Source organism: Cronobacter dublinensis subsp. dublinensis LMG 23823 (assembly GCF_001277235.1).
In the GTDB taxonomy this organism is placed as follows: Bacteria; Pseudomonadota; Gammaproteobacteria; order Enterobacterales; family Enterobacteriaceae; genus Cronobacter; species Cronobacter dublinensis.
Genome location: NZ_CP012266.1, coordinates 3,898,627 through 3,924,441, shown reverse-complemented (window position 1 = coordinate 3,924,441; position 25,815 = coordinate 3,898,627). Strand labels below are relative to the sequence as shown.

The 25,815-nt window shown below is 58.6% G+C and carries 25 protein-coding genes, 3 tRNA genes and 1 pseudogene; 17 read left to right on the top strand and 12 right to left on the bottom strand.

Going from position 1 to position 25,815, the window contains the following annotated elements; all coding sequences use genetic code 11:
• Positions 1-44 precede the first annotated feature (44 nt).
• Positions 45-1,688: a chaperonin GroEL gene (gene groL / locus AFK67_RS18170; protein ID WP_007722885.1), complete on the top strand. Its 1,644-nt coding sequence runs from the start codon at positions 45-47 to the stop codon at positions 1,686-1,688.
• Between the two features lie 181 nt (positions 1,689-1,869).
• Positions 1,870-2,223, top strand: coding sequence for a DUF4156 domain-containing protein (locus tag AFK67_RS18165; protein ID WP_032967268.1), 354 nt, complete (start codon positions 1,870-1,872; stop codon positions 2,221-2,223).
• A gap of 149 nt (positions 2,224-2,372) precedes the next feature.
• Here AFK67_RS18165 and epmB read toward each other — a convergent pair whose 3' ends face one another.
• Positions 2,373-3,401, bottom strand: a complete 1,029-nt coding sequence (gene epmB / locus AFK67_RS18160; RefSeq protein WP_032967271.1) for an EF-P beta-lysylation protein EpmB — start codon at positions 3,399-3,401, stop codon at positions 2,373-2,375.
• Positions 3,402-3,441: 40 nt separating this feature from the next.
• Between epmB and efp the strand changes: the two genes are divergently transcribed.
• The 3 genes from efp to ecnB all read left to right on the top strand — a co-directional run bounded on the left by efp (position 3,442) and on the right by ecnB (position 4,446).
• Positions 3,442-4,008 carry an elongation factor P gene (gene efp, locus AFK67_RS18155; RefSeq protein WP_007722891.1) on the top strand — a complete coding sequence of 189 codons (567 nt, stop codon included), beginning with the start codon at positions 3,442-3,444 and terminating at the stop codon, positions 4,006-4,008.
• Positions 4,009-4,065: 57 nt separating this feature from the next.
• Entirely contained in the window at positions 4,066-4,197 is a 132-nt protein-coding gene (locus tag AFK67_RS22280) for an entericidin A/B family lipoprotein (RefSeq protein WP_007722892.1), read from the top strand.
• Positions 4,198-4,299: 102 nt separating this feature from the next.
• A complete protein-coding gene (gene ecnB, locus AFK67_RS18150; protein ID WP_004386070.1) occupies positions 4,300-4,446 on the top strand; it encodes a lipoprotein toxin entericidin B in 147 nt (48 codons plus the stop codon).
• Positions 4,447-4,486: 40 nt separating this feature from the next.
• Here ecnB and AFK67_RS18145 read toward each other — a convergent pair whose 3' ends face one another.
• Complete coding sequence (locus AFK67_RS18145; protein WP_007722893.1) at positions 4,487-5,092, bottom strand: helix-turn-helix transcriptional regulator; 606 nt, start codon at positions 5,090-5,092, stop codon at positions 4,487-4,489.
• A 278-nt stretch (positions 5,093-5,370) separates the two neighbouring features.
• Here AFK67_RS18145 and sugE point away from each other — a divergent pair, with 278 nt between their 5' ends.
• Positions 5,371-5,688 (top strand): quaternary ammonium compound efflux SMR transporter SugE, encoded by a 318-nt coding sequence (sugE, locus tag AFK67_RS18140; protein ID WP_007722894.1) that lies wholly within the window; start codon positions 5,371-5,373, stop codon positions 5,686-5,688.
• Here sugE and AFK67_RS18135 read toward each other — a convergent pair.
• From AFK67_RS18135 to frdA, 5 genes are all read right to left on the bottom strand, one after another.
• A complete protein-coding gene (locus tag AFK67_RS18135) occupies positions 5,685-6,224 on the bottom strand; it encodes a lipocalin family protein (protein ID WP_071602777.1) in 540 nt (179 codons plus the stop codon). The two genes, sugE and AFK67_RS18135, sit on opposite strands and share 4 nt — an antisense overlap.
• A gap of 117 nt (positions 6,225-6,341) precedes the next feature.
• Positions 6,342-6,701 carry a fumarate reductase subunit FrdD gene (frdD, locus tag AFK67_RS18130; protein WP_007722898.1) on the bottom strand — a complete coding sequence of 120 codons (360 nt, stop codon included), beginning with the start codon at positions 6,699-6,701 and terminating at the stop codon, positions 6,342-6,344.
• Between the two features lie 10 nt (positions 6,702-6,711).
• The gene (gene frdC, locus AFK67_RS18125) at positions 6,712-7,107 is read right to left on the bottom strand and encodes a fumarate reductase subunit FrdC (protein ID WP_007722901.1); all 396 of its coding nucleotides are present in this window, start codon (positions 7,105-7,107) and stop codon (positions 6,712-6,714) included.
• Positions 7,107-7,853 (bottom strand): succinate dehydrogenase/fumarate reductase iron-sulfur subunit, encoded by a 747-nt coding sequence (locus tag AFK67_RS18120; protein WP_007722904.1) that lies wholly within the window; start codon positions 7,851-7,853, stop codon positions 7,107-7,109. Before AFK67_RS18120 ends, frdC begins: the two co-directional genes overlap by 1 nt.
• The gene (gene frdA / locus AFK67_RS18115) at positions 7,846-9,636 is read right to left on the bottom strand and encodes a fumarate reductase (quinol) flavoprotein subunit (RefSeq protein ID WP_007722908.1); all 1,791 of its coding nucleotides are present in this window, start codon (positions 9,634-9,636) and stop codon (positions 7,846-7,848) included. Before frdA ends, AFK67_RS18120 begins: the two co-directional genes overlap by 8 nt.
• A gap of 302 nt (positions 9,637-9,938) precedes the next feature.
• Between frdA and epmA the strand changes: the two genes are divergently transcribed.
• On the top strand, positions 9,939-10,916 hold the full coding sequence (gene epmA, locus AFK67_RS18110) for an elongation factor P--(R)-beta-lysine ligase (RefSeq protein ID WP_038884560.1): 978 nt from the start codon (positions 9,939-9,941) through the stop codon (positions 10,914-10,916).
• Positions 10,917-11,083: 167 nt separating this feature from the next.
• Here the strand turns inward: epmA and mscM are convergent, their stop codons facing one another.
• The 3 genes from mscM to rsgA form a co-directional block, all read right to left on the bottom strand.
• The gene (gene mscM, locus AFK67_RS18105) at positions 11,084-14,416 is read right to left on the bottom strand and encodes a miniconductance mechanosensitive channel MscM (protein WP_038884558.1); all 3,333 of its coding nucleotides are present in this window, start codon (positions 14,414-14,416) and stop codon (positions 11,084-11,086) included.
• 17 nt (positions 14,417-14,433) lie between these two features.
• Positions 14,434-15,396: an archaetidylserine decarboxylase gene (gene asd, locus AFK67_RS18100; protein WP_007709233.1), complete on the bottom strand. Its 963-nt coding sequence runs from the start codon at positions 15,394-15,396 to the stop codon at positions 14,434-14,436.
• 96 nt (positions 15,397-15,492) lie between these two features.
• Positions 15,493-16,539, bottom strand: coding sequence for a small ribosomal subunit biogenesis GTPase RsgA (rsgA, locus tag AFK67_RS18095; RefSeq protein ID WP_007709235.1), 1,047 nt, complete (start codon positions 16,537-16,539; stop codon positions 15,493-15,495).
• Between the two features lie 112 nt (positions 16,540-16,651).
• Here rsgA and orn point away from each other — a divergent pair, with 112 nt between their 5' ends.
• From orn to AFK67_RS18075, 4 genes are all read left to right on the top strand, one after another.
• Entirely contained in the window at positions 16,652-17,197 is a 546-nt protein-coding gene (orn, locus tag AFK67_RS18090) for an oligoribonuclease (RefSeq protein WP_007709237.1), read from the top strand.
• Between the two features lie 167 nt (positions 17,198-17,364).
• Positions 17,365-17,440: transfer RNA gene (locus AFK67_RS18085), tRNA-Gly, on the top strand.
• A gap of 155 nt (positions 17,441-17,595) precedes the next feature.
• Positions 17,596-17,671 (top strand) — tRNA-Gly (locus tag AFK67_RS18080).
• Between the two features lie 33 nt (positions 17,672-17,704).
• Positions 17,705-17,780 (top strand) — tRNA-Gly (locus AFK67_RS18075).
• A gap of 20 nt (positions 17,781-17,800) precedes the next feature.
• Here the strand turns inward: AFK67_RS18075 and AFK67_RS22275 are convergent.
• Both AFK67_RS22275 and queG read right to left on the bottom strand, forming a co-directional pair.
• Positions 17,801-18,037, bottom strand: coding sequence for a hypothetical protein (locus tag AFK67_RS22275; protein ID WP_007709239.1), 237 nt, complete (start codon positions 18,035-18,037; stop codon positions 17,801-17,803).
• Positions 18,038-18,049: 12 nt separating this feature from the next.
• Positions 18,050-19,189 (bottom strand): tRNA epoxyqueuosine(34) reductase QueG, encoded by a 1,140-nt coding sequence (queG, locus tag AFK67_RS18070; protein ID WP_007709240.1) that lies wholly within the window; start codon positions 19,187-19,189, stop codon positions 18,050-18,052.
• Between queG and nnr the strand changes: the two are divergent.
• The 6 genes and pseudogenes from nnr to hfq all read left to right on the top strand — a co-directional run.
• A pseudogene (gene nnr / locus AFK67_RS18065) lies at positions 19,188-20,718 on the top strand (bifunctional ADP-dependent NAD(P)H-hydrate dehydratase/NAD(P)H-hydrate epimerase); the annotation flags it as partial. The gene queG and the pseudogene nnr sit on opposite strands and share 2 nt — an antisense overlap.
• Positions 20,708-21,166, top strand: a complete 459-nt coding sequence (gene tsaE / locus AFK67_RS18060; RefSeq protein WP_007709244.1) for a tRNA (adenosine(37)-N6)-threonylcarbamoyltransferase complex ATPase subunit type 1 TsaE — start codon at positions 20,708-20,710, stop codon at positions 21,164-21,166. The pseudogene nnr and the gene tsaE, both read left to right, overlap by 11 nt.
• Positions 21,167-21,182: 16 nt before the next feature.
• A complete protein-coding gene (amiB, locus tag AFK67_RS18055) occupies positions 21,183-22,526 on the top strand; it encodes an N-acetylmuramoyl-L-alanine amidase AmiB (RefSeq protein ID WP_032966198.1) in 1,344 nt (447 codons plus the stop codon).
• A 9-nt stretch (positions 22,527-22,535) separates the two neighbouring features.
• A complete protein-coding gene (mutL, locus tag AFK67_RS18050) occupies positions 22,536-24,443 on the top strand; it encodes a DNA mismatch repair endonuclease MutL (protein ID WP_038884555.1) in 1,908 nt (635 codons plus the stop codon).
• Positions 24,436-25,386: a tRNA (adenosine(37)-N6)-dimethylallyltransferase MiaA gene (miaA, locus tag AFK67_RS18045; protein ID WP_032966199.1), complete on the top strand. Its 951-nt coding sequence runs from the start codon at positions 24,436-24,438 to the stop codon at positions 25,384-25,386. Before mutL ends, miaA begins: the two co-directional genes overlap by 8 nt.
• A gap of 100 nt (positions 25,387-25,486) precedes the next feature.
• Positions 25,487-25,795 carry an RNA chaperone Hfq gene (gene hfq, locus AFK67_RS18040; RefSeq protein WP_004385293.1) on the top strand — a complete coding sequence of 103 codons (309 nt, stop codon included), beginning with the start codon at positions 25,487-25,489 and terminating at the stop codon, positions 25,793-25,795.
• Positions 25,796-25,815 lie beyond the last annotated feature (20 nt).

Sequence of the window (25,815 nt, the reverse complement as noted above, 5' to 3'; positions counted from 1 at the left end):
ACGCGCGAACAAACTGAACGTACGAATTTAAGGGAAATAACGATATGGCAGCTAAAGACGTAAAATTCGGTAACGACGCTCGTGTAAAAATGCTGCGCGGCGTAAACGTACTGGCAGACGCAGTGAAAGTCACCCTGGGCCCGAAAGGCCGTAACGTGGTGCTGGATAAATCTTTCGGTGCGCCGACCATCACCAAAGACGGCGTGTCCGTAGCACGTGAAATCGAGCTGGAAGACAAGTTCGAAAACATGGGTGCCCAGATGGTGAAAGAAGTGGCCTCCAAAGCGAACGATGCGGCAGGCGACGGCACCACCACTGCAACCGTACTGGCTCAGGCTATCATCACCGAAGGCCTGAAAGCCGTTGCGGCAGGCATGAACCCGATGGACCTGAAACGCGGTATCGATAAAGCGGTTATCGCCGCTGTTGAAGAGCTGAAAGCGCTCTCCGTACCGTGCTCTGACTCTAAAGCTATCGCTCAGGTCGGTACCATCTCCGCTAACTCCGATGAAACCGTGGGCAAACTGATTGCCGAAGCGATGGAGAAAGTGGGTAAAGAAGGCGTTATCACCGTTGAAGAAGGCACCGGCCTGCAGGACGAGCTGGACGTGGTTGAAGGTATGCAGTTCGACCGCGGCTACCTGTCTCCGTACTTCATCAACAAGCCGGAGACCGGCGCTGTTGAACTGGAAAGCCCATTCATCCTGCTGGCTGACAAAAAAGTCTCCAACATCCGCGAAATGCTGCCGGTTCTCGAAGCCGTTGCGAAAGCAGGCAAACCGCTGCTGATCATCGCTGAAGATGTTGAAGGCGAAGCGCTGGCGACCCTGGTGGTGAACACCATGCGCGGCATCGTGAAAGTGGCTGCGGTGAAAGCGCCGGGCTTCGGCGACCGTCGTAAAGCCATGCTGCAGGATATCGCTATCCTGACCGGCGGTACCGTTATCTCTGAAGAGATCGGTATGGAACTGGAAAAAGCGACTCTGGAAGATCTGGGTCAGGCTAAACGTGTGGTTATCAACAAAGACACCACCACCATCATCGATGGTGTGGGCGACGAAACCGCAATCCAGGGCCGTGTTGGTCAGATTCGTCAGCAGATCGAAGAAGCGACCTCTGACTACGACCGTGAAAAACTGCAGGAGCGCGTAGCGAAACTGGCTGGCGGCGTTGCGGTTATCAAAGTTGGCGCGGCGACCGAAGTTGAAATGAAAGAGAAAAAAGCACGCGTTGAAGACGCCCTGCACGCGACCCGTGCTGCGGTGGAAGAAGGCGTGGTGGCTGGCGGCGGCGTGGCGCTGATCCGTGCAGCAAGCAAACTGAGCGACCTGCGTGGCGCGAACGAAGATCAGAACGTCGGTATCAAAGTTGCACTGCGTGCAATGGAAGCGCCGCTGCGTCAGATCGTGCTGAACTGCGGTGAAGAGCCGTCAGTGGTTGCGAACACCGTTAAGTCAGGCGACGGTAACTACGGTTACAACGCGGCAACCGAAGAATACGGCAACATGATCGACATGGGTATCCTGGATCCGACCAAAGTGACCCGTTCTGCGCTGCAGTACGCGTCCTCCGTGGCGGGCCTGATGATCACCACCGAGTGCATGGTTACCGATCTGCCGAAAGAAGATAAAGCCGACTTAGGCGCTGCAGGCATGGGCGGCATGGGCGGTATGGGCGGCATGATGTAATGTCATCCGCTTACTTCAGGCCGCTCGGGCGTGAATGGTATTCCGTCATCCCGGCAGCTTAAGTAGAGAAAACCCCGGTCAGTAATGGCCGGGGTTTTTCTTTTGGTCATCTTTTTAGTATAAGGTCTTACCGGGCATACGAAGCCCAGGCTATCAATAGCTACTCATCATGGGGAATAACATGCGCTTGAAAGTCACTACAGGAATGGTTGTCGCCGCGCTGCTGCTGGCGGGATGCAGCAGCGGTAACTCACTCTCGACCGCAGGCCAGAGCGTGCGTTTTGTCGAAGAGCAGCCGGGCAAAGAGTGCCGCTTACTGGGCACCGCGACGGGCGAGCAGAGCAACTGGCTTTCCGGCCAGCATGGCGAAGAGGGTGGCTCTATGCGCGGCGCGGCGAACGATCTGCGTAATCAGGCTGCCGCAATGGGCGGAAACGTGCTTTACGGCGTAAGTAGCCCGACCCAGAATCTGCTTTCAAGCTTCGTTCCTACCTCCAGCAAAATGGTCGGCCAGGTCTATAAGTGCCCGAATTGATGGCGATGCCCGCGCGCTAACGGTTTTTTAAAGATAAAAAATGGCGGATACGCTGATGCTTACCCGCCCTGTGGTTTGTAATACCGCCACTTTTTTGTGTAGGGCGGGTAAGCGCCAGCGCACCCGCCATCTCATCATTCACAAAAATATCAATTCTGCCGCAACTGCAAATCCAGCGGCGTCTTGCTCGGCTCGCCGCCTATCTCGCGCGCCAGCTTCGGCACCAGATAACCCGACACCTGTGACAGCAGCTCGCGCATGATTGCGCGCGCCTCGTCGTCGCTCACCATAAAATGCGCCGCGCCCTGCACTTTATCCAGCACGTGCAGGTAATAGGGCATCACGCCCGCGTCAAACAGCGCATTGCTGAGCGCCGCCAGCGTCGCGGCGTTGTCGTTCACGCCTTTCAGCAGCACGCTCTGGTTGAGCAGCGTCACGCCCGCCGCTCGCAGCTTCGTCATACCGGCGCGAAATGCGTCGTCGATCTCCTGAGCGTGATTAATATGGTTGACCAGCAGCACCTGCAGTCGCGTCTGCCCGAGCAAGCGCACCAGACCGTCGGTGACCCGCGCCGGGATAACGATCGGCAGGCGGCTGTGGATCCGCAGGCGTTTCAGGTGAGGAATCGCCTCAAGGTGCGTCACCAGCCACTCCAGCTCGTTGTCTTTCGCCATCAGCGGGTCGCCGCCGGAGAAAATAATCTCGTCCAGCTCCGGGTGCGCGGCGATATAGTCCAGCGCGGCCTGCCAGTTACGCTTGTTGCCCTGGTTATCCGCATACGGGAAATGACGGCGGAAGCAGTAGCGGCAGTTAACCGCGCAGCCACCTTTCACCAGCAGTAACGCGCGGTTGTGATACTTATGCAGCAACCCAGGCACGACACTGTTTTGCTCTTCGAGCGGATCGGTGGTAAAACCTGGCGCCGCCACAAACTCCTCGCGCGACGTCAGCACCTGGCGCAGCAGCGGATCCTGCGGGTTGCCTTTCTCCATGCGCGCGACAAACGCCCGCGGGACGCGTAGCGCAAATAAACGGCGCGCATCGCGTCCGGCCAGCAGTTCTTCGTCAGCGTCTATATTGAGAAGGTGCAGGAGCTCATCGGGATCGGTGATAACATCGGCAAGTTGCGATAACCAATCTTCTCTGGATGGGGGATTTAGGGTTACAATATGCGCCATTTTGTGGCTTAGCTACCAGTTAACAATTTCAGAGGGCCTTATGGCGACTTATTCTAGCAACGATTTTCGTGCCGGTCTTAAAATCATGATGGACGGCGAACCGTACGCCGTTGAATCCAGCGAATTCGTTAAACCGGGTAAAGGTCAGGCGTTCGCGCGCGTTAAGCTGCGCCGTCTGCTGACGGGTTCCCGCGTAGAGAAAACCTTCAAATCCACCGACTCCGCTGAAGGCGCAGACGTTGTCGATATGAACCTGACTTACCTGTACAACGACGGTGAGTTCTGGCACTTCATGAACAACGAAACTTTCGAACAGCTGGCCGCAGACGCGAAAGCCGTAGGCGACAACGCGAAATGGCTGCTGGATCAGGCTGAGTGCATCGTGACCCTGTGGAACGGCCAGCCGATCTCCGTGACGCCGCCGAACTTCGTAGAACTGGAAATCGTTGATACCGATCCGGGCCTGAAAGGCGACACCGCAGGGACTGGTGGCAAACCGGCTACGCTTTCTACCGGCGCTGTGGTGAAAGTGCCGCTGTTCGTTCAGATCGGCGAAATCATCAAAGTGGATACCCGCTCTGGTGAATACGTTTCCCGCGTAAAATAATCCCGATTGCGCTCTGCGGCGTGGTTTCGCTACGCCGCAGATGTGCAGAGATCCGCGATGAAAACCCCGCTGTTACGTCCTTTCATTGTCTTGCTGCTCTGTTCGCTTGCCTGCGCCTGTAATACGGCTCGCGGCTTTGGCGAAGATATCCGCCATCTCGGCGGCGCGATTGAGCGCGCGGCAAAATAGTTCCTCTGTTCCTAAAAACCGTTTCCTTCCGCCAACTTGTCAGTTTTTGTCTATGCTTAAACAGCTATACACAAATAACGTAGGCAATAAAAGGAAGAGATTATGGTTAAGAAAACAATTGCGGCGCTCTTTTCAGCACTGGTCCTTTCTTCACTGTTGACGGCCTGTAACACCACTCGTGGTGTGGGTGAAGATATTCAGGACGGCGGCAGCGCGATCTCCGGCGCGGCAACCCGCGCATCGCAGTAATTATGACGACGACGGTACGGCTCCGTGCGGCGTCGTACCGTTATCTTGCGTCCATCTCCGGCAACGGCACGAACAGCGAAAAGCGGTTATCGGCGCCGAGTTTCATGCGAATATTGCGTTTATAGGTGTAAACCGTTTTTACGGCGATCTCCATTTTGCGCGCAATCTCTTCATTGCTCATCCCCACGCCCCACCATTCCAGAATGCGCTCTTCACGCAGCGTCAGTAACGGCGTAATGCTTTTCGGCTCGCCAAAAGGTGGCCGCGACATCAGCGCTTTGCTAATCAGCTGTCCCAGGTCGCGCAGCCCAATCGCTTTATTGACGATACGCCAGGTGATTTGCTGCGAACAGTAATCATCCAGCACATCCGATTCGCCGCTTTGCAGCAGGATCAAACGCGTGGTGTTGCCGCAGGCGGCAAAGATGGAGGAGAACTGATTGACGTGATGAACATCTCCCATAAACCCGTGAAGATCGGCAATCACCATATTGGGCTGCCACTGAAGAAGAAGCTCACGCGCGCGCAGTAAATGATCGGTTGCCGTCACATGGAACGGCGCGGCGAAATCTTCGGAGTGATTGAGCCAGCTTTCGAGCCCGGTACGGCTGAAATGACAGCGATCAACCAGTAAAATTTTATACATGCTCGGATTCATTATGGAGAGGAAGACGCACCTGCTGAAGCCAGCAGGAAAGTGTCCCATAATAGGAATATTTATCGTTAACTGAACCCGTGATGTACGCGCACAATCGCGGCTATTTCCTGGCTTAACCCGCGTAAATCCGCTGTTTGCGGAAAAACACGGTTGCAAAATGGGCGCTGAGAAGGGATGATCGCGACGTTTTAATCACCTGGCCTTGCGGGACGACCTGCAAGCGCGTCACGTTGAACGGGGACGGCCCCACAAACCTGGAGCTGATTATGTCCTGGTTCGTTCTGTTTATTGCTGGTCTTCTGGAAGTGGTCTGGGCCGTCGGCCTGAAATATACCCACGGTTTTACGCGTATTGTTCCGAGCCTCATCACCGTTTCGGCGATGATCGTCAGTATTGTGCTGCTTTCATGGGCGATGAAAAGCCTGCCGACCGGCACGGCCTATGCCGTCTGGACGGGCATTGGCGCGGTCGGCGCGGCTATCACCGGGATCCTGCTATTAGGCGAGTCGGCAAGCCCCGCGCGTCTGGTGAGCCTGGGGTTGATTGTCGCCGGGATCATCGGTCTTAAACTCAGCACCCACTAACGGGCGCGCTGGTCTACCCAGATCAGTTTTTCCACCGCAAAGCCCTGATGGGTGGCGGAATCGAGCAGATCCTCTTTCACTTGCTTGCTGATGGTGGGTGTGCGGGAGAGGATCCACAGGTAGCTGCGATCCGGGCCGCAGATTAGCGCATGCTGATAATCTTTATCCAGCGCAATAATGTTATAGCCGCCATAGAACGGGCCGAAGAAAGAGACTTTCAGCGCGGCGCGGCGCGTATTTCCGGTGAAATAGGCTTTGCCTTCGCTCTGCTGCCACTTGTTGCGGTCGGGGTTAAAACCGCGATTAATGACGTTCAGACCGCCATCGCCGCGCAGGCTGTAAGTGGCGGTGACCTGCTCCAGCCCACGCTCAAAGCGGTGATCGAAGCGGGCAATTTCATACCACGTGCCGAGATAGCGGTTGACGTTGAAATCTTCCACCACCCTCACGCCGTTTGGTGGAGTCGGGGTGCTGCAGGCGACCAGCAGTGCCGCGGTCGCGACGGTAGCAATAACCGGGAGTAGTCGAATACGCATGACGGGATCCTTCTGTTTTTTTACTGCTAAGTGTAGATGCCCGTTGCGCTTTTGTAATCGCGCGAAAGTGAAATAGTGCGGGAAACGCGCCGCTTGCGAAGAAGCGGCGCGAGGGCGTCAGAGCGTGACGACGCCAATCAGCGTAACAACCGTCAGAATAGCGGCGAGGCCGTAGAAGACCCATTTGCCGGCGGGAACATGCACTTTCAGATCGTGCATGCCGTGGTGAATGCGGTGCAGCCCGCACCACAGCGGCAGCACAATCATCAGCAGCAAAAACAAGCGGCCGATCCAGCTCTGGGCGAACGCCATAACGCGCGCATAGCTGAACGCGCCTTCCGGGCCGATACCGAGCGGCAGCAGAATGCCCACTAGCAGCACAATGACCGGCGCGACAATGGCGCACCACATGCCGCCTGCGCCAAACAGGCCCCAGAATACCGGCTCGTCGGAACGTTTCGGGTGTTGATTAATCACGATATCCTCCTTACCAGTACAGGGCGACAAACAGCACGATAATGGTGACGAGCACCGTCACGCCCCAGAGCCCTTTGATGACCGGCTCAGGCCCCATTTTTTCATCTTTCACCACCACGATGGCGGCTTTTGGCGCCAGCTCAAACCAGGTTTTGGTATGCAGCAGCGCTGCCAGCAGCGTGATGACGTTGATTAACACGACGACCGGGTTTTGCAGAAAGCCCACAAAACCAGCCCAGCTCTCCGGGCCATGTTTAAGCGCGAACAGGCCATAAATCAGCACGATGCTGAACCAGACGGCGGGCACAGACGTGCCTTCGCGCAGCATGTAAAAGCGGTAGAAGGGCAGCTGTTTCCACCAGCCCGCTTCCATCGTCCGTACATAAGGCTTACGTTTCGAGGTCATTATTCACTCCTTGCGCCGGGTTTCAGCATGGCGATTAAGAAATCCTTCGAGCTCTCTACTTTGCTCTGCTGGATTGCCGCGGCCGGGTCGACATGTTTCGGGCAGACTTCCGAGCAGTAACCGACGAACGTACAGGTCCACACACCGTTCTGGCTGTTCAACTGCGGCATACGCGCCTTCTGGCCCTTATCACGGCTGTCGAGGTTATAGCGGTGAGCAAGCGTAATGGCGGCGGGCCCGATAAACTCCGGGTTCAGCCCGAATTGCGGACAGGCGGCGTAGCAGAGGCCGCAGTTAATGCAGCCGGAAAACTGATGGTATTTCGCCATCTGCGCCGGCGTCTGGGTATTCGGCCCCTGTTCCGGCGTGCGCGGGTTGCCGATGATGTACGGCTTAATCGCCTCCAGGCTTTCGATAAAGTGGGTCATATCGACCACTAAATCGCGCTCGATAGGGAAGTTCGCCAACGCTTCAACTTTCATGCCCGAGGGATAGTCGCGCAGGAAGGTTTTGCAGGCGAGTTTCGGTACACGGTTGACCATCATCCCACAGGAGCCGCAAATCGCCATGCGGCACGACCAGCGGTAGCTTAAGTCTGCCGCCAGGTTGTCTTTGATATAGCCCAGCGCGTCCAGCAGCGAGGTCTGTTCATCCCAGGGCACGTCATAAAATGCGCTGTGCGGCGCGTGGTCGGTTTCCGGGTTATAGCGCACCACTTCAATGCGCAGCGTTTTCATCTCAGCCATTCGCCGTCTCCTTTTTATCGGCCGCTTCCGATTCCGCGCCATAGACGCGTTTCGCCGGAGCCAGGGTGGTAATTTTCACGTCGCTGTAATCCAGGCGAGTGGTGCCGTCAGCGTCGCGAAAGGCGAGGGTGTGGCGCAGGAAATTAACGTCGTCGCGTTCGGTACAGCCTTCATCCAGGCGCTGATGCGCGCCGCGAGACTCTTTACGCGCCATGGCGGAGTGCGCCATGCATTCGGCGACATTCAGGCCATGGCCCAGCTCAATGGTGTAGAGCAGATCGGTGTTGAAGACGCTGGAGGTATCGCTGATGCGCACGCGCTTAACGCGCTCCTGCAGCTCGGCGAGTTTATCGATGGTTTTCTGCATCAGTTCCGGCGTGCGGTAAATGCCGCAGCCTTCTTCCATGGAGAGCCCCATTTCATCGCGGATTTTCGCAAAGCTTTCGCTGCCTTCCTGATTAACGAGCTGATGCAAACGCGCTTCGATATCCGCCGTCTGGGCGCTCAGCGCGCCGTCGCTGGCGGGTGCGGCCGCCATCGCGCGCTCCATCGCCTGTTCGCCCGCCAGGCGGCCAAACACCACCAGTTCCGCAAGCGAATTCGAGCCGAGGCGATTGGCGCCGTGTAGCCCGACGGATGAGCATTCGCCGACGGCGAACAGCCCTTTAATGCGCGTTTCGCACTGCTGATCGGTTTCAATGCCGCCCATGGTGTAGTGCGCCGTCGGGCGCACCGGAATCGGCTCTTTGACCGGGTCGACGCCGACGTAGGCTTTCGCCAGTTCGCAGATAAATGGCAGCCGCTCCAGCAGCTTTTTCTCGCCAAGATGGCGCAGATCGAGATAGACCACATCGCCGCGCGGCGTGGCGATCGTGTTGCCTTTACGCCATTCGTGCCAGAACGCCTGCGAGACTTTATCGCGCGGACCGAGCTCCATATATTTGTTTTTCGGCTCGCCGAGCGGCGTTTCCGGGCCCATGCCGTAATCCTGCAGGTAACGGTAGCCGTCTTTATTGACCAGAATGCCGCCTTCGCCGCGGCAGCCTTCCGTCATCAGAATGCCGGAGCCGGGCAGGCCCGTCGGGTGATATTGTACGAATTCCATATCGCGCAGCGGAACGCCGTGTGAGAGCGCCATGCCCATGCCGTCGCCTGTGACGATGCCGCCGTTGGTGTTGTAGCGGTAAACGCGACCCGCGCCGCCGGTCGCCATCACGACCGCATTGGCCCGGATCTGCACCAGCGTGCCTTCCATCATGTTCATCGCCACCAGACCGCGCGCCTGGCCGTCGTCCACTAAAATATCGAGGACGAAATGCTCATCGAAACGCTGAATTTGCGGAAATTGCAGGGAAGTCTGGAAGAGGGTGTGGAGCATGTGAAAGCCGGTTTTATCGGCGGCAAACCAGGTACGCTCGATTTTCATGCCGCCAAAGCGCCTCACGTTGACCGAGCCATCCGGGCGGCGGCTCCACGGGCAGCCCCACTGTTCAAGCTGGGTCATCTCGCGCGGGCAGTGCTTCACAAAATAGTCGACCACGTCCTGCTCGCACAACCAGTCGCCGCCAGCGACGGTGTCATGGAAGTGATACTCGAAACTATCATGATCCTGGGCGACCGCCGCCGAACCGCCCTCTGCGGCGACGGTATGGCTACGCATCGGGTAGACTTTTGAAATCAGTGCGATTTTAGCGTTGGGATTGCGCTCGGCCGCCGCAATGGCTGCCCGCAGTCCCGCCCCGCCAGCACCGATAATGGCCAGATCGGCTTGAAAAGTATGCACGACATTCCTCCGGGTTTTAGTTATTCCCACCGCGCGGTAACAAAGGCAAAAATACGGGGCTGCGCGGGGGTAAAGCGTTCCCCTGCTCCTTTTTGGGTAGCTGAGTATAACCGTGCCCCCAGAGGGGAAATTTGATGTGTTCGATTTTTTAGGGCAGTACGAGGGGCTTTATCCGCCCGGTTGATGAGGTGGCTCACAAAACGGAACATCGGCCCCTTCAGCGGAAAACGCTGCGCAAAATTTGTCTGGCGAACGCGATACGAGTAGACTTCGTGCCCTTGTTTGACGACGGAGAAAGTATCATGAGCGAGACGGCCACCTGGCAGCCGAGCGCATCCATCCCCAACCTGTTAAAACGCGCCGCGATTATGGCGGAGATCCGCCGCTTCTTTGCGGACCGCGGCGTACTGGAGGTGGACACCCCCTGCATGAGCCAGGCGACGGTAACCGATATCCACCTGTTCCCGTTCGAAACGCGTTTCGTCGGCCCCGGCCATTCTCAGGGGATCAATCTCTATCTGATGACCAGCCCGGAATACCACATGAAGCGCCTGCTGGCCGCGGGCTGCGGGCCGGTGTATCAGCTGTGCCGCAGCTTTCGCAATGAAGAGATGGGGCGTCATCACAACCCAGAATTTACGATGCTGGAGTGGTACCGCCCGCACTACGATATGTACCGCCTGATGAACGAGGTGGACGATCTTCTGCAACAGGTGCTGGAATGCCAGCCCGCAGAGACTATCTCTTACCAGCAGGCGTTTCAGCGCCATCTGGAGATAGACCCGCTGTCGGCGGATAAAACCCAGCTGCGTGAGGTCGCGGCGAAGCTCGATCTGAGCAACATCGCCGATACCGAAGAAGATCGCGATACGCTGCTGCAACTGCTGTTCTCAATGGGCGTCGAGCCGCATATCGGCAAAGACCGCCCGGTGTTTGTCTATCACTTCCCGGCAAGCCAGGCGGCGCTGGCGCAGATCAGCACCGAAGATCATCGCGTGGCGGAGCGCTTCGAGGTCTATTACAAAGGCATTGAGCTGGCGAATGGTTTCCATGAACTCACCGACGCGCGCGAACAGCAGCAGCGTTTTGAGCAGGACAACCGCAAGCGACTCCAGCGCGGTTTGCCGCAACAGCCAGTGGATTACAACCTGCTGGAGGCGCTGAAAGTCGGCCTGCCGGACTGCTCTGGCGTCGCGCTGGGCGTGGATCGTCTGATTATGCTGGCGCTCGGCGCGGAAAGCCTCGCGGAAGTTATCGCCTTCACGGTCGACCGGGCGTAACGGCCGAATCCTGGCCTGTGGCGGTGCGCTTCGCTTACCCGCCCTACAAAAAAGGATTGTGCTTTTGCAGGGGGGCTAAGCGAAGCGCACCCACCTTTACTAAACCGCTTTAACAGCAGCATCACAGCCATAAAAAAGGAGCCTTGCGGCTCCTTTTTCGTTACGTATTACATACTTCCCGGCGCGCGGCTGGCGCGCCCGGCAGAGCTTAACGTTCGCGCCATACGCTTGCCGTCGAGACTCTCCAGACGCATCTGGAACGGCGGGAACGGCATATCGATACCGTGTTCGCGGAAACCCTGCAAAATCAGCTGGTGGATCTCGTGGCGCAGCGGCATGCGGTGCCCCATTTCAGCGGCATGGATACGCAGCTCGAAAATCTGAATACCCTGCTGCAAATCGACCAAAAAGACTTCCGGCGACGGGTTATCTATCACATAGCTGCACTTCTCGGCGGCGCGGTAAAGCAACTGCGTCACCTCTTCGCTATTGGCATCCGACGGCGCAGGCACCGTCAGCACCACGCGGGTGACGGAATCCGAAAGCGACCAGTTGATAAACTGCTCGGTGATAAACGCTTTATTCGGCACGATAATCTCTTTGCGGTCCCAGTCGCTGATGGTGGTGGCACGCGTATTAATGCGCGTCACGCTGCCCGTTAAATCGCGGATGGTCACGGTATCGCCGATACGAATCGGTTTTTCAAAGAGAATAATCAGGCCCGAGATAAAGTTAGCGAAAATTTCCTGCAGGCCGAAACCGAGCCCGACGCCGAGCGCCGCCACCAGCCACTGTAACTTCGACCATTCAATACCAATCATCGAGAAGCCCACCAGACCGCCAATCAGCATCAGCAGATATTTGGTGATGGTGGTAATGGCGTAGCCGGTGCCGGGCGTCAGCTCCAGATGTTGCAGCACGACCAGCTCCAGAAGCGCGGGCAGGTTGCGCACGAGCTGCGTGGTGACGATAAACACCAGAATGGCTATCAGCACCGCGCCAAGCGTAATGGGCTCAATGCTCTCGACGCCCTGAACGGTTGAGGTGACATCCCACAGCGAAATATTCTCAAGGAATCCAAACGCCGAGTGAATTTCCGACCACAGCACAATTACCGACAGCAGGGCGATAAGCGTCAGGATGGAGCGCACCAGGCGCAGCGACTGGGCGCTGATGGCGTCGAGATCGAGCTCGGCGACATCTACCTCAACGCTGCCCTCGGTGCTGTGCCCGTGATGTGGTTCTTCTTCGCCACGGGCGCGCTGGGCCAGGATTTCCGCACGGCGCGAGCGGGCGCGGTCAAAGGCCAGACGACGGCGCTGGATAAGCATCCAGCGGCGAATAATGTGGTAGATGACCAGCAGCAGGAACCAGATGGCTACGGAGGTTTCCAGGCGCGCCAGCAACGCCTGCGCGGTGGCGAGATAGCCGACGGCCGCGGCGAGGATCGCCATTAGCGGCGCGCACAGCATCAGATTCCATAGCAGCCGGTTGACCCAGTTATCGCCGTTGCCTTCGTTATCCAGATAGAGCGGAATGCCCGCGCGCTTGAGGCTGAGCGTCACGATGGCCAGCGCGCCGCAAATCAGCACGAAGCACAGACGTCCCAGCGAGCCGGAGAATTCGCGGTCATTGAGGTTATCGAAGGTGATCAGCGCCATGATAAGCGGCACGATAAAGCCGATGCTCATCAGGTAGTAGCGCATCGCGCGGGCGACGCGGTTGCGCGGCCAGCCGAAGTGTGTGGTAAAGAGGCCATTCGGGCGGGCGAAGGCCGCCGAGATCATCACGACCCACAGCAGCGGCACGGTCGCGGTCACGCCGTCGCCTACCGCCACGGCGATAGGCCAGGGCCAGGCTTCGCGCAGCCCATAGCCGAGCGTCGCCCAGAGCACCGGCAGCGGCGAGGCCACCAGAATCGACCAGAACACCGTACGCATGGTCAGCCAGAAATGGTCCTGCGTGACCTTACCGACGCGCGCGCTGGAACGCTCCAGAAACGCGGTGAAATGGCGGCGGGAGCTGATGCTAAAGCCCACCAGCAGCAGCGCGCCGAAGAGCGGCAGCAGCGTTTCTTTGCTGGTGACCATCATCACGGCGGCTTTGCCGAGCTGGCCGAAAAAGTCGAGCGAGATAAGACGACGCAAGTCCTGAACGATATCCACCGGCCAGCTGATGCTGAGCGGGCTGACATCCGAGGTCCAGAACAGATAACGGTGCGTTGCCTCGTTCACTTCCTTCAGCGCATCCTCAAGCTGGCTGTTGGCCACTTTCAGCTTGGTGAGCTCAAGAATTAACGTATCGCCGCCCTGCAACAGCGAGCCGAGCAGTTCGCGCTGGGTGCGCAACTGGGCGTCGAGAATGCGGTTCTGCTCCGCCGTCAGCGGCTTGCCGTCGGCCTGACGAAGCTGGCGCAGCTGCGGCTGTTTGTTGAGTTGATCCTCATAGCGCAGTCGATGCACGCGCAACTGGGCCATTTCGGTATCCAGCTGTTGCAGCTTCGGCATTTCCGGCAGGCGTGAGACCTGCGCACGAAGCGCCTCGCCAAGCACATTGGAGACGCCAAGCCACTGCGACTGTTCGCGCAGCGTGGTTAATGCCTGACGCACCTGCATCGTCTGGCTGGTGGCCTGACGCTGCTGCGACGCGACAAGATCCATGCGCTGCGCCTGCTGGTTCAGCGCGCGGGAGAGCTCGCGGTTGACGTTGAACTGTTCGACGATGGCCGGCGGCAGGTTGGCGCTGTTTTCCGCCAGCAGCTCGGTGCTTTCCAGCGCGCGCTCGGCTTCCTGCTGGCGCTGGCTGTTTAACTGGTTACGCAGCGCCTGGAGGTAAGTATCGAGCTGTTCGCTCTGCTTTTGCGCGAGTTCGGAGCGCAGGCGCGCCAGCTCCTGGCGGTTGCTGGCGGAGAGCTGCGCGAGTTCCAGTTCATCCACGCGCGCTTTAAGCTGTGCGGATTCCGCCTGCTGGGCGAGAAGCTGCGCCGCCCCGAGCGCGCTGGAACCGGTCGACGCGCCCGAACGGCGCTCCATCTCGTTAAGCTGGCGGCGCGCGTCGGTTTGCTGCTGGGGAAGCTGGCTTAAGGAGTCGGCGATTTCGCGGGCGCGATCCTGCTCCTGCTGCGCTTCGCGGCTCTTCTCCAGCAACTGACTACTGACCTGGAGGATCTCCTGATTGAGCGCGTCAGTGGTGAGCCCTGTCGGCACCCGGCGCGGCTCGTCGCGCAGGTTATTGAGCTGCTGACGCAGCGATTGCGACAGCTTGGGGAAATTATCGATAACCTGTTGATATTGTTTGGCGCGCTCAAGGGAGGCTTTTCTCTCCTCGAGCGCGTTTTGCGCAGATTGCAGCGTTTCAACCACTTGCGCCTGATCGGGCTGGTTTTTGGCCGCTTTGGCCTGCTCCAGCTCCTGCGCTATCTGTTTTTCATCAGGCGCGGTTGCGGCGTTCGCCCAAAAGCTCAGGCTCCATGCCAGCAGCACGTAAAGGATCAGGCGCACGTCATTTTACCTTTGTCTTAATGGTCTTTGTCGTTATCTACCAGCGGGTTGGCATCGCGCTCAGCGTCAACTTCTTCGGCTGAAATCACCGCAGGCGTGACATCGGCCGTCACCGCGTCGGTCGATACCGCCAGAGGCTCGCCGAGGCGAGTGACTGAGAGACTTTGCAGATGCTCGACCAGTTCAACGTTGCCCGGCGCGAACAGATTGATAACCGTCGAGCCCAGCTTGAAGCGGCCCATCTCCTGGCCTTTCAGCAGCGCCACCGCGCCATCGCTTTCGCCCGCCGGGTACGTCCAGCGTTTGATAATACCTTCGCGCGGCGGTGTGATGGTGCCTGCCCAGACGGTTTCGATGCTCCCCACAATGGTCGCGCCCACCAGAATCTGCGCCATCGGCCCGAATTCGGTATCGAACAGGCAGATAACGCGCTCGTTACGGGCGAACAGGTTCGGCACGTTTTGGGCGGTCAGGTGATTGACCGAGAAGAGATCGCCCGGTACGTAGATCATTTCGCGCAGGATGCCGTTGCACGGCATATGCACGCGATGGTAGTCGCGCGGCGACAGGTAGGTGGTGGCGAAGGTGCCGTTGCGGAACAGATCGGCCATCAGGTAGTTGCCCGCCAGCAGCGCTTCCAGCGAGTAGTTGTGGCCTTTGGCCTGCAGGATTTTATCGCCTTCAATGCGACCGAGCTGGCTAATGACGCCATCGGCGGGCATTACCAGCACGTTCGGATCAGTGTTAAGCGGGCGGACTTCATCGCGCAGCGGGCGCACGAAAAATTCGTTAAAGGTGCGGTAGCTGGCGGTATCGGGCTTTTGCGCCTCGCTCATGTTGACCTTGTAGTATTTCACGAACAGGTCGATGACCAGTTTGGTCAGCCAGCCCGCGCGTTTACTCGCGCCCCAGCCGGCAAGGCGAGTGAGCCACTGCTTAGGCAGAATGTATTGCAGCGAAAGTTTGATTTCGTTTAACAAGGTAGCCTCCAGGCCAGTGTTTCATCATTCCTGACCCGGCTGTGCGCCGGGCCTGTCAGAAAAAGGGGCTGATTCTAACGACGCCCAGCTTAATTGTCAGTCGTCGCTATCAGAAAAGTTTTTACGCGTTTTTACCTGCGCCATGCTTTCCAGAATCCGGTGATAGTTGTCGAAGCGGCTTTCGGCGATGTCGCCGCGCTCGACGGCCTCGCGGATGGCGCAACCGGGATCGTTGCCGTGCTTGCAATCGCGGAATTTGCACAGGCCCAGGTAGTCGTGGAACTCGGTAAAGCCGTGGGTTATCTGCTCCGGCTCAAGGTGCCACAGGCCGAACTCGCGCACGCCTGGCGAATCGATGACTTCGCCGCCGCCAGGGAAGTGGTACAGGCGCGAGGCGGTAGTGGTGTGCTGGCCAAGCCCGGAGTTGTCGGAAACGTCGTTAACCAGAATCTGATTATCTTTCAGGCCCAGCAGGTTATTCAGCAGGCTCGATTTACCCACGCCCGACTGTCCGGCGAAAATACTCGTGCGATCGATAAGCGCCTGCTCCAGCTCCTTCAGCCCTTCGTCTTTGTAGCTGGACACCAGCAGGACGCGATAGCCGATGCGGCGATAGATATCCATTTGCTCGTTGACGAAGGCGAGGCCTTCTTCATCCAGCAGATCGGTTTTGTTGAGGACCAGTAGCGGTTCAACGTCCAGCGTTTCGCAGGCCACCAGATAACGGTCGATGATGTTCAGCGACAGCTCCGGCAGGATGGCCGAGACGATGATTATCTGATCGATATTCGCGGCGATAGGCTTCACGCCGTCGTAGAAATCCGGGCGCGTCAGGACTGAGGTGCGCTCGTGGACCGCATCGACAATGCCTTTGCCCTGCACATTCTCTTTCGCCGGACGCCAGACGACGCGATCGCCGGTGACCAGCGAACGGATGGTGCGGCGAATGTTACAGCGGTACACCCCGCCGTCAGACGATTCGACGTCGGCATGCTGACCAAAACGACTGATAACGCGGCCGTCGCGGGGCTCACCAAATTGTGAGTCGTCGGGATCGGCTTTCTCCGTAGTCTGTTTGAGCCGGCGCTGATGGTTCGCTGACACGCGGCGCTGCTGACCTTTGGAGAGTTTATTTTTGCTCAATCTTAATGGCTCCTGGTCGCCCCTGGTGGGCAAAACCTCTATGATATCAGCTATTGTAAATGAATTAACTGCCTGTCACCCCAGTGTGACGCGATAACGGATGGAAAATAGCATGAGTGCCAATGAAAACAACCTCATTTGGATCGATCTGGAGATGACCGGGCTCGATCCGCGTCAGGATCGCATCATTGAAATCGCTACCCTGGTGACCGACGCCGAGCTGAATATTCTGGCGGAAGGACCGGTTATCGCTGTGCATCAGTCTGACGAGCAACTGGCGCTGATGGATGACTGGAACGTGCGCACCCACACCGCCAGCGGTCTGGTGGATCGCGTTAAAGCGAGCACGATGGACGAACATGAGGCGGAGCGGGCGACGATTGAATTTCTTAAAGAATGGGTCCCGGCGGGTAAATCGCCCATCTGCGGCAACAGCATCGGCCAGGACCGCCGCTTCCTGTTTAAGTACATGCCGGAGCTGGAGGCGTACTTCCACTACCGTTATCTGGACGTGAGCACGCTGAAAGAACTGGCGCGCCGCTGGAAGCCGGAAGTGCTCGACGGCCTGAAGAAACAGAATACGCATCAGGCGCTGGATGATATCCGCGAGTCGGTAGCGGAGCTTGCCTATTACCGCGAACATTTTATTAAATTGTGATGACGAAGAGGGGCTAAGCCCCTCTTTTGCTGGTAAAGTGATCACTTTGGCGAATAAAAACGCAGTCAGACAAAAATCACGAAAAAAAGCGTTTAAGGGGTTGCGGTAGAAATCATTTCTCGTATAATGCGCCTCCCGTAACGACACAGAAATGTGAATTACGCAGAGCGGGAATAGCTCAGTTGGTAGAGCACGACCTTGCCAAGGTCGGGGTCGCGAGTTCGAGTCTCGTTTCCCGCTCCAAAATTTGAAATCGCCGAAAGGCAGCACCACCCAATCAAAGAATTTCGGGTTGCAACAAGGCAGCAACTGAACGAATCCTTGGGAACTTACTTAAGTAAGTGACTAAGGTGAGTGAAGGCAGCTAACGTAGTAGCAACCAGAAAGACGAAGATTAAGCGGGAATAGCTCAGTTGGTAGAGCACGACCTTGCCAAGGTCGGGGTCGCGAGTTCGAGTCTCGTTTCCCGCTCCAAAATTTGATATGCCGAAAGGCAACACCACCCAAGCGGGAATAGCTCAGTTGGTAGAGCACGACCTTGCCAAGGTCGGGGTCGCGAGTTCGAGTCTCGTTTCCCGCTCCAAATCTCTTCGATTGTACAAATTATCCACAGCGACAATGCGCGCTGCGGCTGGTTTTTCTCGTCTGACGTAAAATTTTCTGAACAGACTTATCCACAGATTGCATAAACTTATCCTGCGCGCGGCAATGATAATTTTGCTCACATCTTTTTGTTAACCTGCTGATTTTATTAATCAATAATTTATTACTAAATGTTATTTTTGAGGCTTTTTGATAAATCGGGCCTTTGAATGACAACGCTTTTTCGATTTTATTCACAGCGAAACGCGTCTAGGCGTCGCGCGGCAAGCCTTTTTCAATGACCCTCACCAGCCGTTGTTTCTGCGGCAGCTGCACTTCCACCACGCAGGCATTGCGTTTGTCTGTTTGTTGCGCAATCGCCCAGTCTATGTGCTCATCAAGAAGCGGGTGCTCACCTTTGCGCTGACGCAGCGCCACAATGTTCGCTTCGTCCCAGGGCGCATTGCCGAGCGCGACCGCAATATTACGCAGCCAGCGCAGGTGGCCGATGCGGCGGATCGCCGAGCCTTCGGTGACTTTCAGGAAGTGCGCCTCGCTCCAGCCAAACAGTTCGATTAGCTTTGGCGCGTGTAGCGCCTGGCGCGGGCTAAAATCTGCCTCGTCGGTGAGCTGCGAAAAGCGGTTCCACGGGCAAATCAGCTGGCAATCGTCGCAGCCGTAGATGCGGTTACCCATCAGCGGGCGAAATTCTTCCGGGATAGCGCCTTCCAGCTCAATAGTCAGATACGAGATACAGCGGCGCGCATCCACCGTGTACGGCTCGACAATCGCGCCAGTCGGGCAGATAGTCATGCAGGCCACACAGCGCCCGCAGCCCTCTTCGACGGGTTTATCCACCGGCAACGGCAAATCGACCAGCAGCTCGCCGAGAAAGAAAAACGACCCGGCGTCACGGTTGAGGATCAGCGAATGTTTGCCTGTCCAGCCGAGCCCCGCTTTTTCCGCCAGCGGGCGTTCAAGAAGGGGCGCAGAGTCGACAAAGGGTCTAAAATTCAGCGACGCGCAATGCGCTTGCAGCGTTTCGCCGAGTTTTTTCAGCCGGTTTCTCAAAAGCTTATGATAATCACGCCCCAGGGCGTAACGGCTCACATAACCGAGCGAGGGATCTTTTAGCGTACGGGCAAAGGCGGCGTTGGCGGGCAGGTAATTCATCCGCACGCTGATGACGCGCAGCGTGCCTGGCAGGAGTTCATGCGGACGCGCGCGCAGCATACCGTGACGGGCCATCCACTCCATCTCGCCGTGATACTGCTTATCGAGCCACGCCTGAAGCGCGCCTTCGCTGGCGCTCAGATCGGTATCGGTAATACCTACCTGCTGAAAGCCAAGCTCGGCACCCCATTGTTTAATTTTTTGGGCTAACTGATTGAGATCGAGGGGTTCAGACATGACGGACCACGGGATGAATAAAAACGGCGCCAGTATACCACACTCCGTCTGGCCTGCGGACTGGCTGCGCACGGCGGAGCGAGAGGCGGCGGACAGCCTCGGGCTGACGCTTTACGAGCTGATGCAGCGCGCCGGCGACGCGGCGTTTGAGGTGGCGCGCGCGGCGTATCCGCACAGTCAACACTGGCTGGTGCTCTGCGGCCATGGTAATAACGGCGGCGATGGCTATGTCGTGGCGCGTCTCGCGCAGGCGGCGGGTATTAACGTTACGCTGCTGGCGCTGGAGCGCGACAAACCGCTGCCGGAAGAAGCCCAGGCCGCGCGCGACGCGTGGCTCAACGCGGGCGGCGAAATTCATGCGCCGCACGCGCCGCTGCCGGAAACCAGCGATGTCATCATCGACGCGCTGCTGGGCACAGGGCTCACTCAGGCGCCGCGTGAGAACGTCGCCGCGCTGATTGATCAGGCCAACCGCCATGCCGCGCCCGTTGTGGCGCTGGATATTCCCTCCGGCCTGCTGGCGCAAACTGGCGGCGCGCCGGGCGCGGTCATTCACGCCGCGCATACGGTCACGTTTATCGCACTCAAACCGGGCCTGCTTACCGGCCGGGCGCGCGATGTGGTCGGGCGGCTGCACTACCACGCGCTGGGCCTTGAGGCGTGGCTTGCCGGGCAGCAGGCGCCGTATGCCCGGTTCGACACGGCGCAGCTTTCTCAATGGCTGACACCGCGCAGGCCCGGCTCGCACAAAGGCGATAACGGCAAGCTGGTGATCATCGGCGGCGACCACGGCACCGCGGGCGCTATCCGCATGACCGGCGAGGCGGCGCTGCGCGCGGGCGCGGGTCTGGTGCGAGTGCTTACTCGCGCGGAAAACATCGCGCCGCTGGTGACTGCAAGACCGGAGCTGATGGTGCATGCGCTCACCGACGACGCGCTCGATGAGAGCCTGGCCTGGGCGGATGTCGTGGTCATCGGACCGGGGCTCGGACAGCAGGAATGGGGCAAGGCGGCGCTGGAAAAAGTACGCCGCTGCGACAAACCGATGCTCTGGGATGCGGACGCGCTGAACCTTCTGGCAATCGCTCCCGATACACGTCACAATCGCATTCTTACGCCGCACCCTGGCGAGGCTGCGCGGTTGCTTAATCGCCGCGTAGCGGAAATTGAGAGTGACCGCTTACTTAGCGCCAGAGAGTTGGCGCAGCGCTACGGCGGTTGCGTGGTGCTGAAAGGCGCGGGCACGTTGGTGACAGGCCCGCAGGGCGAATGCGGCATTATCGACGTCGGCAACCCTGGCATGGGCACGGGCGGCATGGGCGATGTGCTGTCGGGCATTATCGGCGCGTTGCTGGCGCAGCGGCTGAGCCCGTATGATGCCGCCTGCGCGGGCTGTGTGGCCCACGGCGCGGCGGCGGATGCGCTGGCGGCGCGTTTTGGCACGCGCGGTATGCTGGCGACCGATCTGTTCTCCACGCTCTATCGTTTTGTTAACCCGGATACAGACAGACCAGAATCATGATGAATCGCGTTATACCTTTACCCGAAGAACAGGCGACCCTCGACCTCGGCGCACGCGTGGCGCGTGCCTGTCGCGGGGCGACCGTAATCCATCTGTACGGCGATTTGGGCGCGGGTAAAACCACGTTCAGCCGCGGGTTCCTGCAGGCGTGCGGTCACCAGGGCAACGTCAAAAGCCCGACCTACACGCTGGTCGAGCCCTACACGCTTGAAAATATAATGGTCTATCACTTCGATCTCTATCGCCTTGCCGATCCGGAAGAGCTTGAGTTTATGGGCATCCGCGATTACTTCACCGATGACGCTATTTGTCTGGTGGAGTGGCCGCAGCAGGGGGCGGGCGTTCTGCCGCCGCCGGATATCGAAATTCACTTGTCATGGCAGGATCAGGGGCGTGAAGCGCGGGTGAAAGCGGTCTCCGCCGCCGGCGACGCGCTGCTGACGCGCCTCGCCTGAACGCAGGGACGACGGGATGATCATACGCATGAAAAACTGGGTAGCGGCGCTTCTGCTGGCGGTATGCGCGCCCGCGTTCGGGGCGACGCTTTCCGATATTCAGGTTTCCAACGGCGACGGCCAGGCGCGGATCACCTTAAGTTTCATGGGCGATCCGGAATATGCATATTCGCAGCAGGGTAAACGCAGCGTCGCGCTTGATATTAAACAGACCGGCGTGATTCAGGGCCTGCCGCTGCTCTTCAGCGGCGAAAACCTGGTGAAAAGCATCCGCGCCGGGCAGCCGAAAGATAATCAATCCCTGCGTCTGGTGGTCGATTTAACGAAAGACGGCAAGGCGCGCGCCGTGAAGCAGCAAAAAGGCGCGGGCTATAACGTAGTTTTCACCATTGAGGCCGACGAACCGCCGCCTCCTCCGCCGCCACCTGTCGTGGCGCAGCGTGAGCCGGTCGCCGCGCCCGTGCGGTCGTCGGATCCTGCGCGCAATCCGTTCCGCTCGGATAACGACCGCATCACCAGCGTCGTGGGCAGCAATACCGTGACCCGCCCTGGCCGCAGCGCGAGCCGTGTGTCGTCCGACCGGGTAATTGTGGCGATCGACGCCGGACACGGCGGGCAGGATCCTGGCGCTATCGGCCCCGGCGGCGTGCGCGAGAAAAACGTGACTATCGCCATCGCCCGTAAGCTAAGTACGCTGCTGAACAACGATCCGATGTTTAAAGGCGTGCTGACCCGCGACGGCGACTATTTTATTTCGGTGATGGGCCGCTCGGACGTGGCGCGCCAGCAAAATGCGAACCTGCTGGTGTCGATTCACGCCGACGCCGCGCCAAACCGCGACGCCACCGGTGCGTCCGTCTGGGTGCTCTCCAACCGCCGCGCCAATAGTGAGATGGCGGGCTGGCTGGAGCAGCACGAGAAGCAGTCGGAGCTGCTGGGCGGGGCAGGCGACGTACTGGCTAACAGCCAGGCTGACCCTTACCTGAGCCAGGCGGTGCTGGATTTGCAGTTCGGCCATTCGCAGCGTGTCGGGTATGATGTCGCCACCAGCGTGCTGGGGCAGCTACAGCGCGTCGGTTCGTTGCATAAACGCCGCCCGGAACATGCGAGTCTCGGCGTGCTGCGCTCGCCGGATATTCCGTCGCTGCTGGTCGAAACCGGTTTTATTAGTAACAACGGCGAAGAGCGCTTGCTGGCAAGCGATGACTACCAGCAGCAAATTGCCGACGCCATCTATCAGGGGCTGCGCGATTATTTTATCGCGCATCCGCTCCAGGCCGCGCCAAAGGGTGACGGCGGAACGGGGCAGACCGCCCGCTCCGCTGACAACGCGTCAGGTCAGGTCACTGTTATCCAGTAAGGAGAGTTCATGCCGATTCAGGTTCTGCCGCCGCAGCTTGCGAACCAGATCGCCGCCGGCGAGGTGGTGGAGCGCCCTGCGTCGGTGGTAAAAGAGCTGGTTGAAAACAGCCTCGACGCGAGCGCCACGCGCATTGATATCGATATCGAGCGCGGCGGCGCGAAGCTTATTCGCATTCGCGACAACGGTGGCGGCATCAAAAAAGAGGAGCTGGCGCTGGCGTTGGCGCGTCATGCCACCAGCAAAATCGCCTCGCTGGACGATCTGGAAGCCATCATCAGCCTCGGCTTTCGCGGCGAGGCGCTGGCGAGTATCAGTTCGGTATCGCGCCTGACGCTCACCTCCCGCACGGCTGACCAGCAGGAAGCGTGGCAGGCTTACGCCGAAGGGCGTGACATGAACGTGACCATAAAACCGGCGGCGCATCCGGTCGGCACCACGCTGGAGGTGCTCGATCTCTTCTACAACACCCCCGCGCGGCGCAAGTTTATGCGCACCGAGAAAACCGAATTCACCCACATTGACGAAGTGGTGCGGCGCATCGCGCTGGCGCGCTTTGACGTGACGATTAACCTCAGCCACAACGGCAAGATGATGCGCCAGTACCGGGCGGTGCAGGGCAACGCGCCGCGCGAGCGTCGTCTTGGCTCGATTTGCGGCCCCGCCTTTCTTGAGCAGGCGCTGGCTATTGAGTGGCAGCACGGCGATCTGGCGCTGCGCGGCTGGGTGGCGAAGCCGAAAGGCACCACAGCGGCGCTTGCCGAAATTCAATATTGCTACGTGAATGGCCGCATGATGCGCGATCGGCTGATCAACCACGCGATTCGCCAGGCCTGCGAAGATAAGCTCGGCATCGATCAGCAGCCTGCGTATGTGCTGTATCTGGAAATCGACCCGCACCAGGTGGATGTCAACGTGCATCCCGCCAAGCATGAAGTGCGGTTCCACCAGTCGCGGCTGGTGCACGATTTTATCTATCAGGGCGTGGTCAGCGTGTTCCAGCAGCAGGCGGCGAATCCGCTGGCGCTGGAAGAACCTGCCGAAGACGCGCCGCGCTGGCAGCCGGAAAACCGCGTCGCAGCGGGGAAAAATCACTTTGCCGACCCGGCGCCGCGCGAACGTGATCGCACCTCTGCGCGGGAAAACGACGCGCCGCGCTATGCGGTTTCGGGCGGTTCGTCCTCCGGCGGCGCAGGGCGCGCAAACGCACCCGGCAACGGCGGCTGGCCTCACGCGGCGCCGGGGTATCAGAAACAGCAGGGCGCGCTCTATAAGCAACTGCTGGAAACGCCTGCCAGTGCCACGCCGCCAGCCACGCCCGCGCGTGAATCGTCATCGCCGCCCGCAGCCGCGCTTGACGGTCATACGCACAGTTTCGGGCGCGTGCTTACGCTGGTGTCCGGAAATGTCGCGTTGCTGGAGCGCGACGGAAAGCTGATGCTGCTGGCGTTAAGCGTCGCCGAGCGCCACCTCAAACAGGCACAACTGCTGCCGCGCGGCGAGAAGCCCTGCGCGCAGCCGCTGCTGATCCCGGTGCGGCTCAAAATTTCCGGCGAGGAGCGGGATATCGTGACGCGCGCGCAGCCGCAGCTTCAGCGGTTGGGCATTGAAATCGTGCTGGATGCGCAACATGTGACGATTCGTGCAGTGCCTTTACCCTTACGCCAACAAAATTTACAAATCTTGATTCCTGAACTGATAGGCTACCTGGCGCAGCAGACAAACGCTGACGACGCCGCTGTGGCCGGATGGCTTGCCCGCCATCTGGTTAACGCGCAGCCGTGGAGCATCGCGCAAGCCATCGCGACGCTCGCGGAACTCGAAAGGTTGTGTCCGCTGATGGTGAAAACACCGCCGGATGGTTTATTGCACCTTATTGATTTACAACCGGCGATGAATGCCCTGACACATGAATGACGTAAGCAATACTGGCCTTCCGAAGGCGATTTTTCTGATGGGTCCGACGGCGTCGGGCAAAACGGCGTTAGCCATTCGCCTGCGCCAGACGCTGCCGGTAGAGTTGATTAGCGTCGATTCGGCGCTGGTCTATAAGGGCATGGATATCGGCACCGCCAAGCCTGACGCGCACGAATTGTCGCAGGCGCCGCACCGGTTACTGGATATTATCGACCCGGCGCAGGCGTACTCGGCGGCTGATTTTCGCCGCGACGCGCTAAAGGAAATGGCAGAGATTGTCGCCGCCGGGCGCATACCGCTGCTGGTGGGTGGCACCATGCTCTATTTTAAGGCGCTGCTGGAAGGGCTTTCCCCGCTTCCGTCGGCAGACGCCGCCGTCAGAGCGGAGATTGAACAACAGGCGGCAGAGCAGGGATGGGACGCGCTGCATCGCAAGCTTCAGGAGATAGATCCTGTCGCGGCACAGCGAATCCATCCCAACGATCCGCAAAGGCTTTCCCGGGCACTGGAAGTTTTTTTCATTTCGGGTAAAACTTTAACGGAACTGACGCAAACGTCAGGAGAAGCTCTGCCCTATCAGGTGCATCAGTTCGCCATCGCCCCGGCGAGCCGTGAACTGCTCCATCAACGCATTGAGCAGCGTTTTCACCAGATGTTAGCTTCAGGTTTTGAGGCAGAAGTCCGGGCGCTATTTGCCCGTGGAGATTTGCATACGGATATGCCTTCCGTTCGTTGCGTGGGATACCGGCAGATGTGGTCTTATCTGGCGGGTGAAATCTCATACGACGAAATGGTTTATCGAGGTATTTGCGCCACGAGACAGTTAGCGAAGCGCCAGATGACCTGGCTGCGCGGTTGGGAAGGGGTACACTGGCTCGACAGTGCGGCGCCTGAACAAGCGTACAGCGATGTGTTACAGGTTATTGGTGCGAAGCAACAATGAATGTGTACAATTGAATCGTATCGTGCGCGGATTTTTACGCAGTTTTTCAGAGCCCAAGGGTTCAAGAGTATAAACAACAAGCATATAAGGAAAAGATAGAATGGCTAAGGGGCAATCTTTGCAAGATCCGTTCCTCAACGCTCTGCGTCGGGAACGTGTTCCAGTTTCTATTTATTTGGTGAATGGTATTAAGCTGCAAGGTCAGATTGAATCTTTCGATCAGTTCGTGATCCTGTTGAAAAACACGGTCAGTCAGATGGTTTATAAGCACGCGATCTCGACCGTGGTGCCGTCTCGTCCGGTTTCTCACCATAGCAACAACGCGGGTGGCGGTTCTAACAACTACCATCACAGCAACAACGCACAGCCATCTTCCGCTGCCTCTCAGGATAGCGAAGACGCCGAATAAGGCCAGGCTGTTGCTCCATG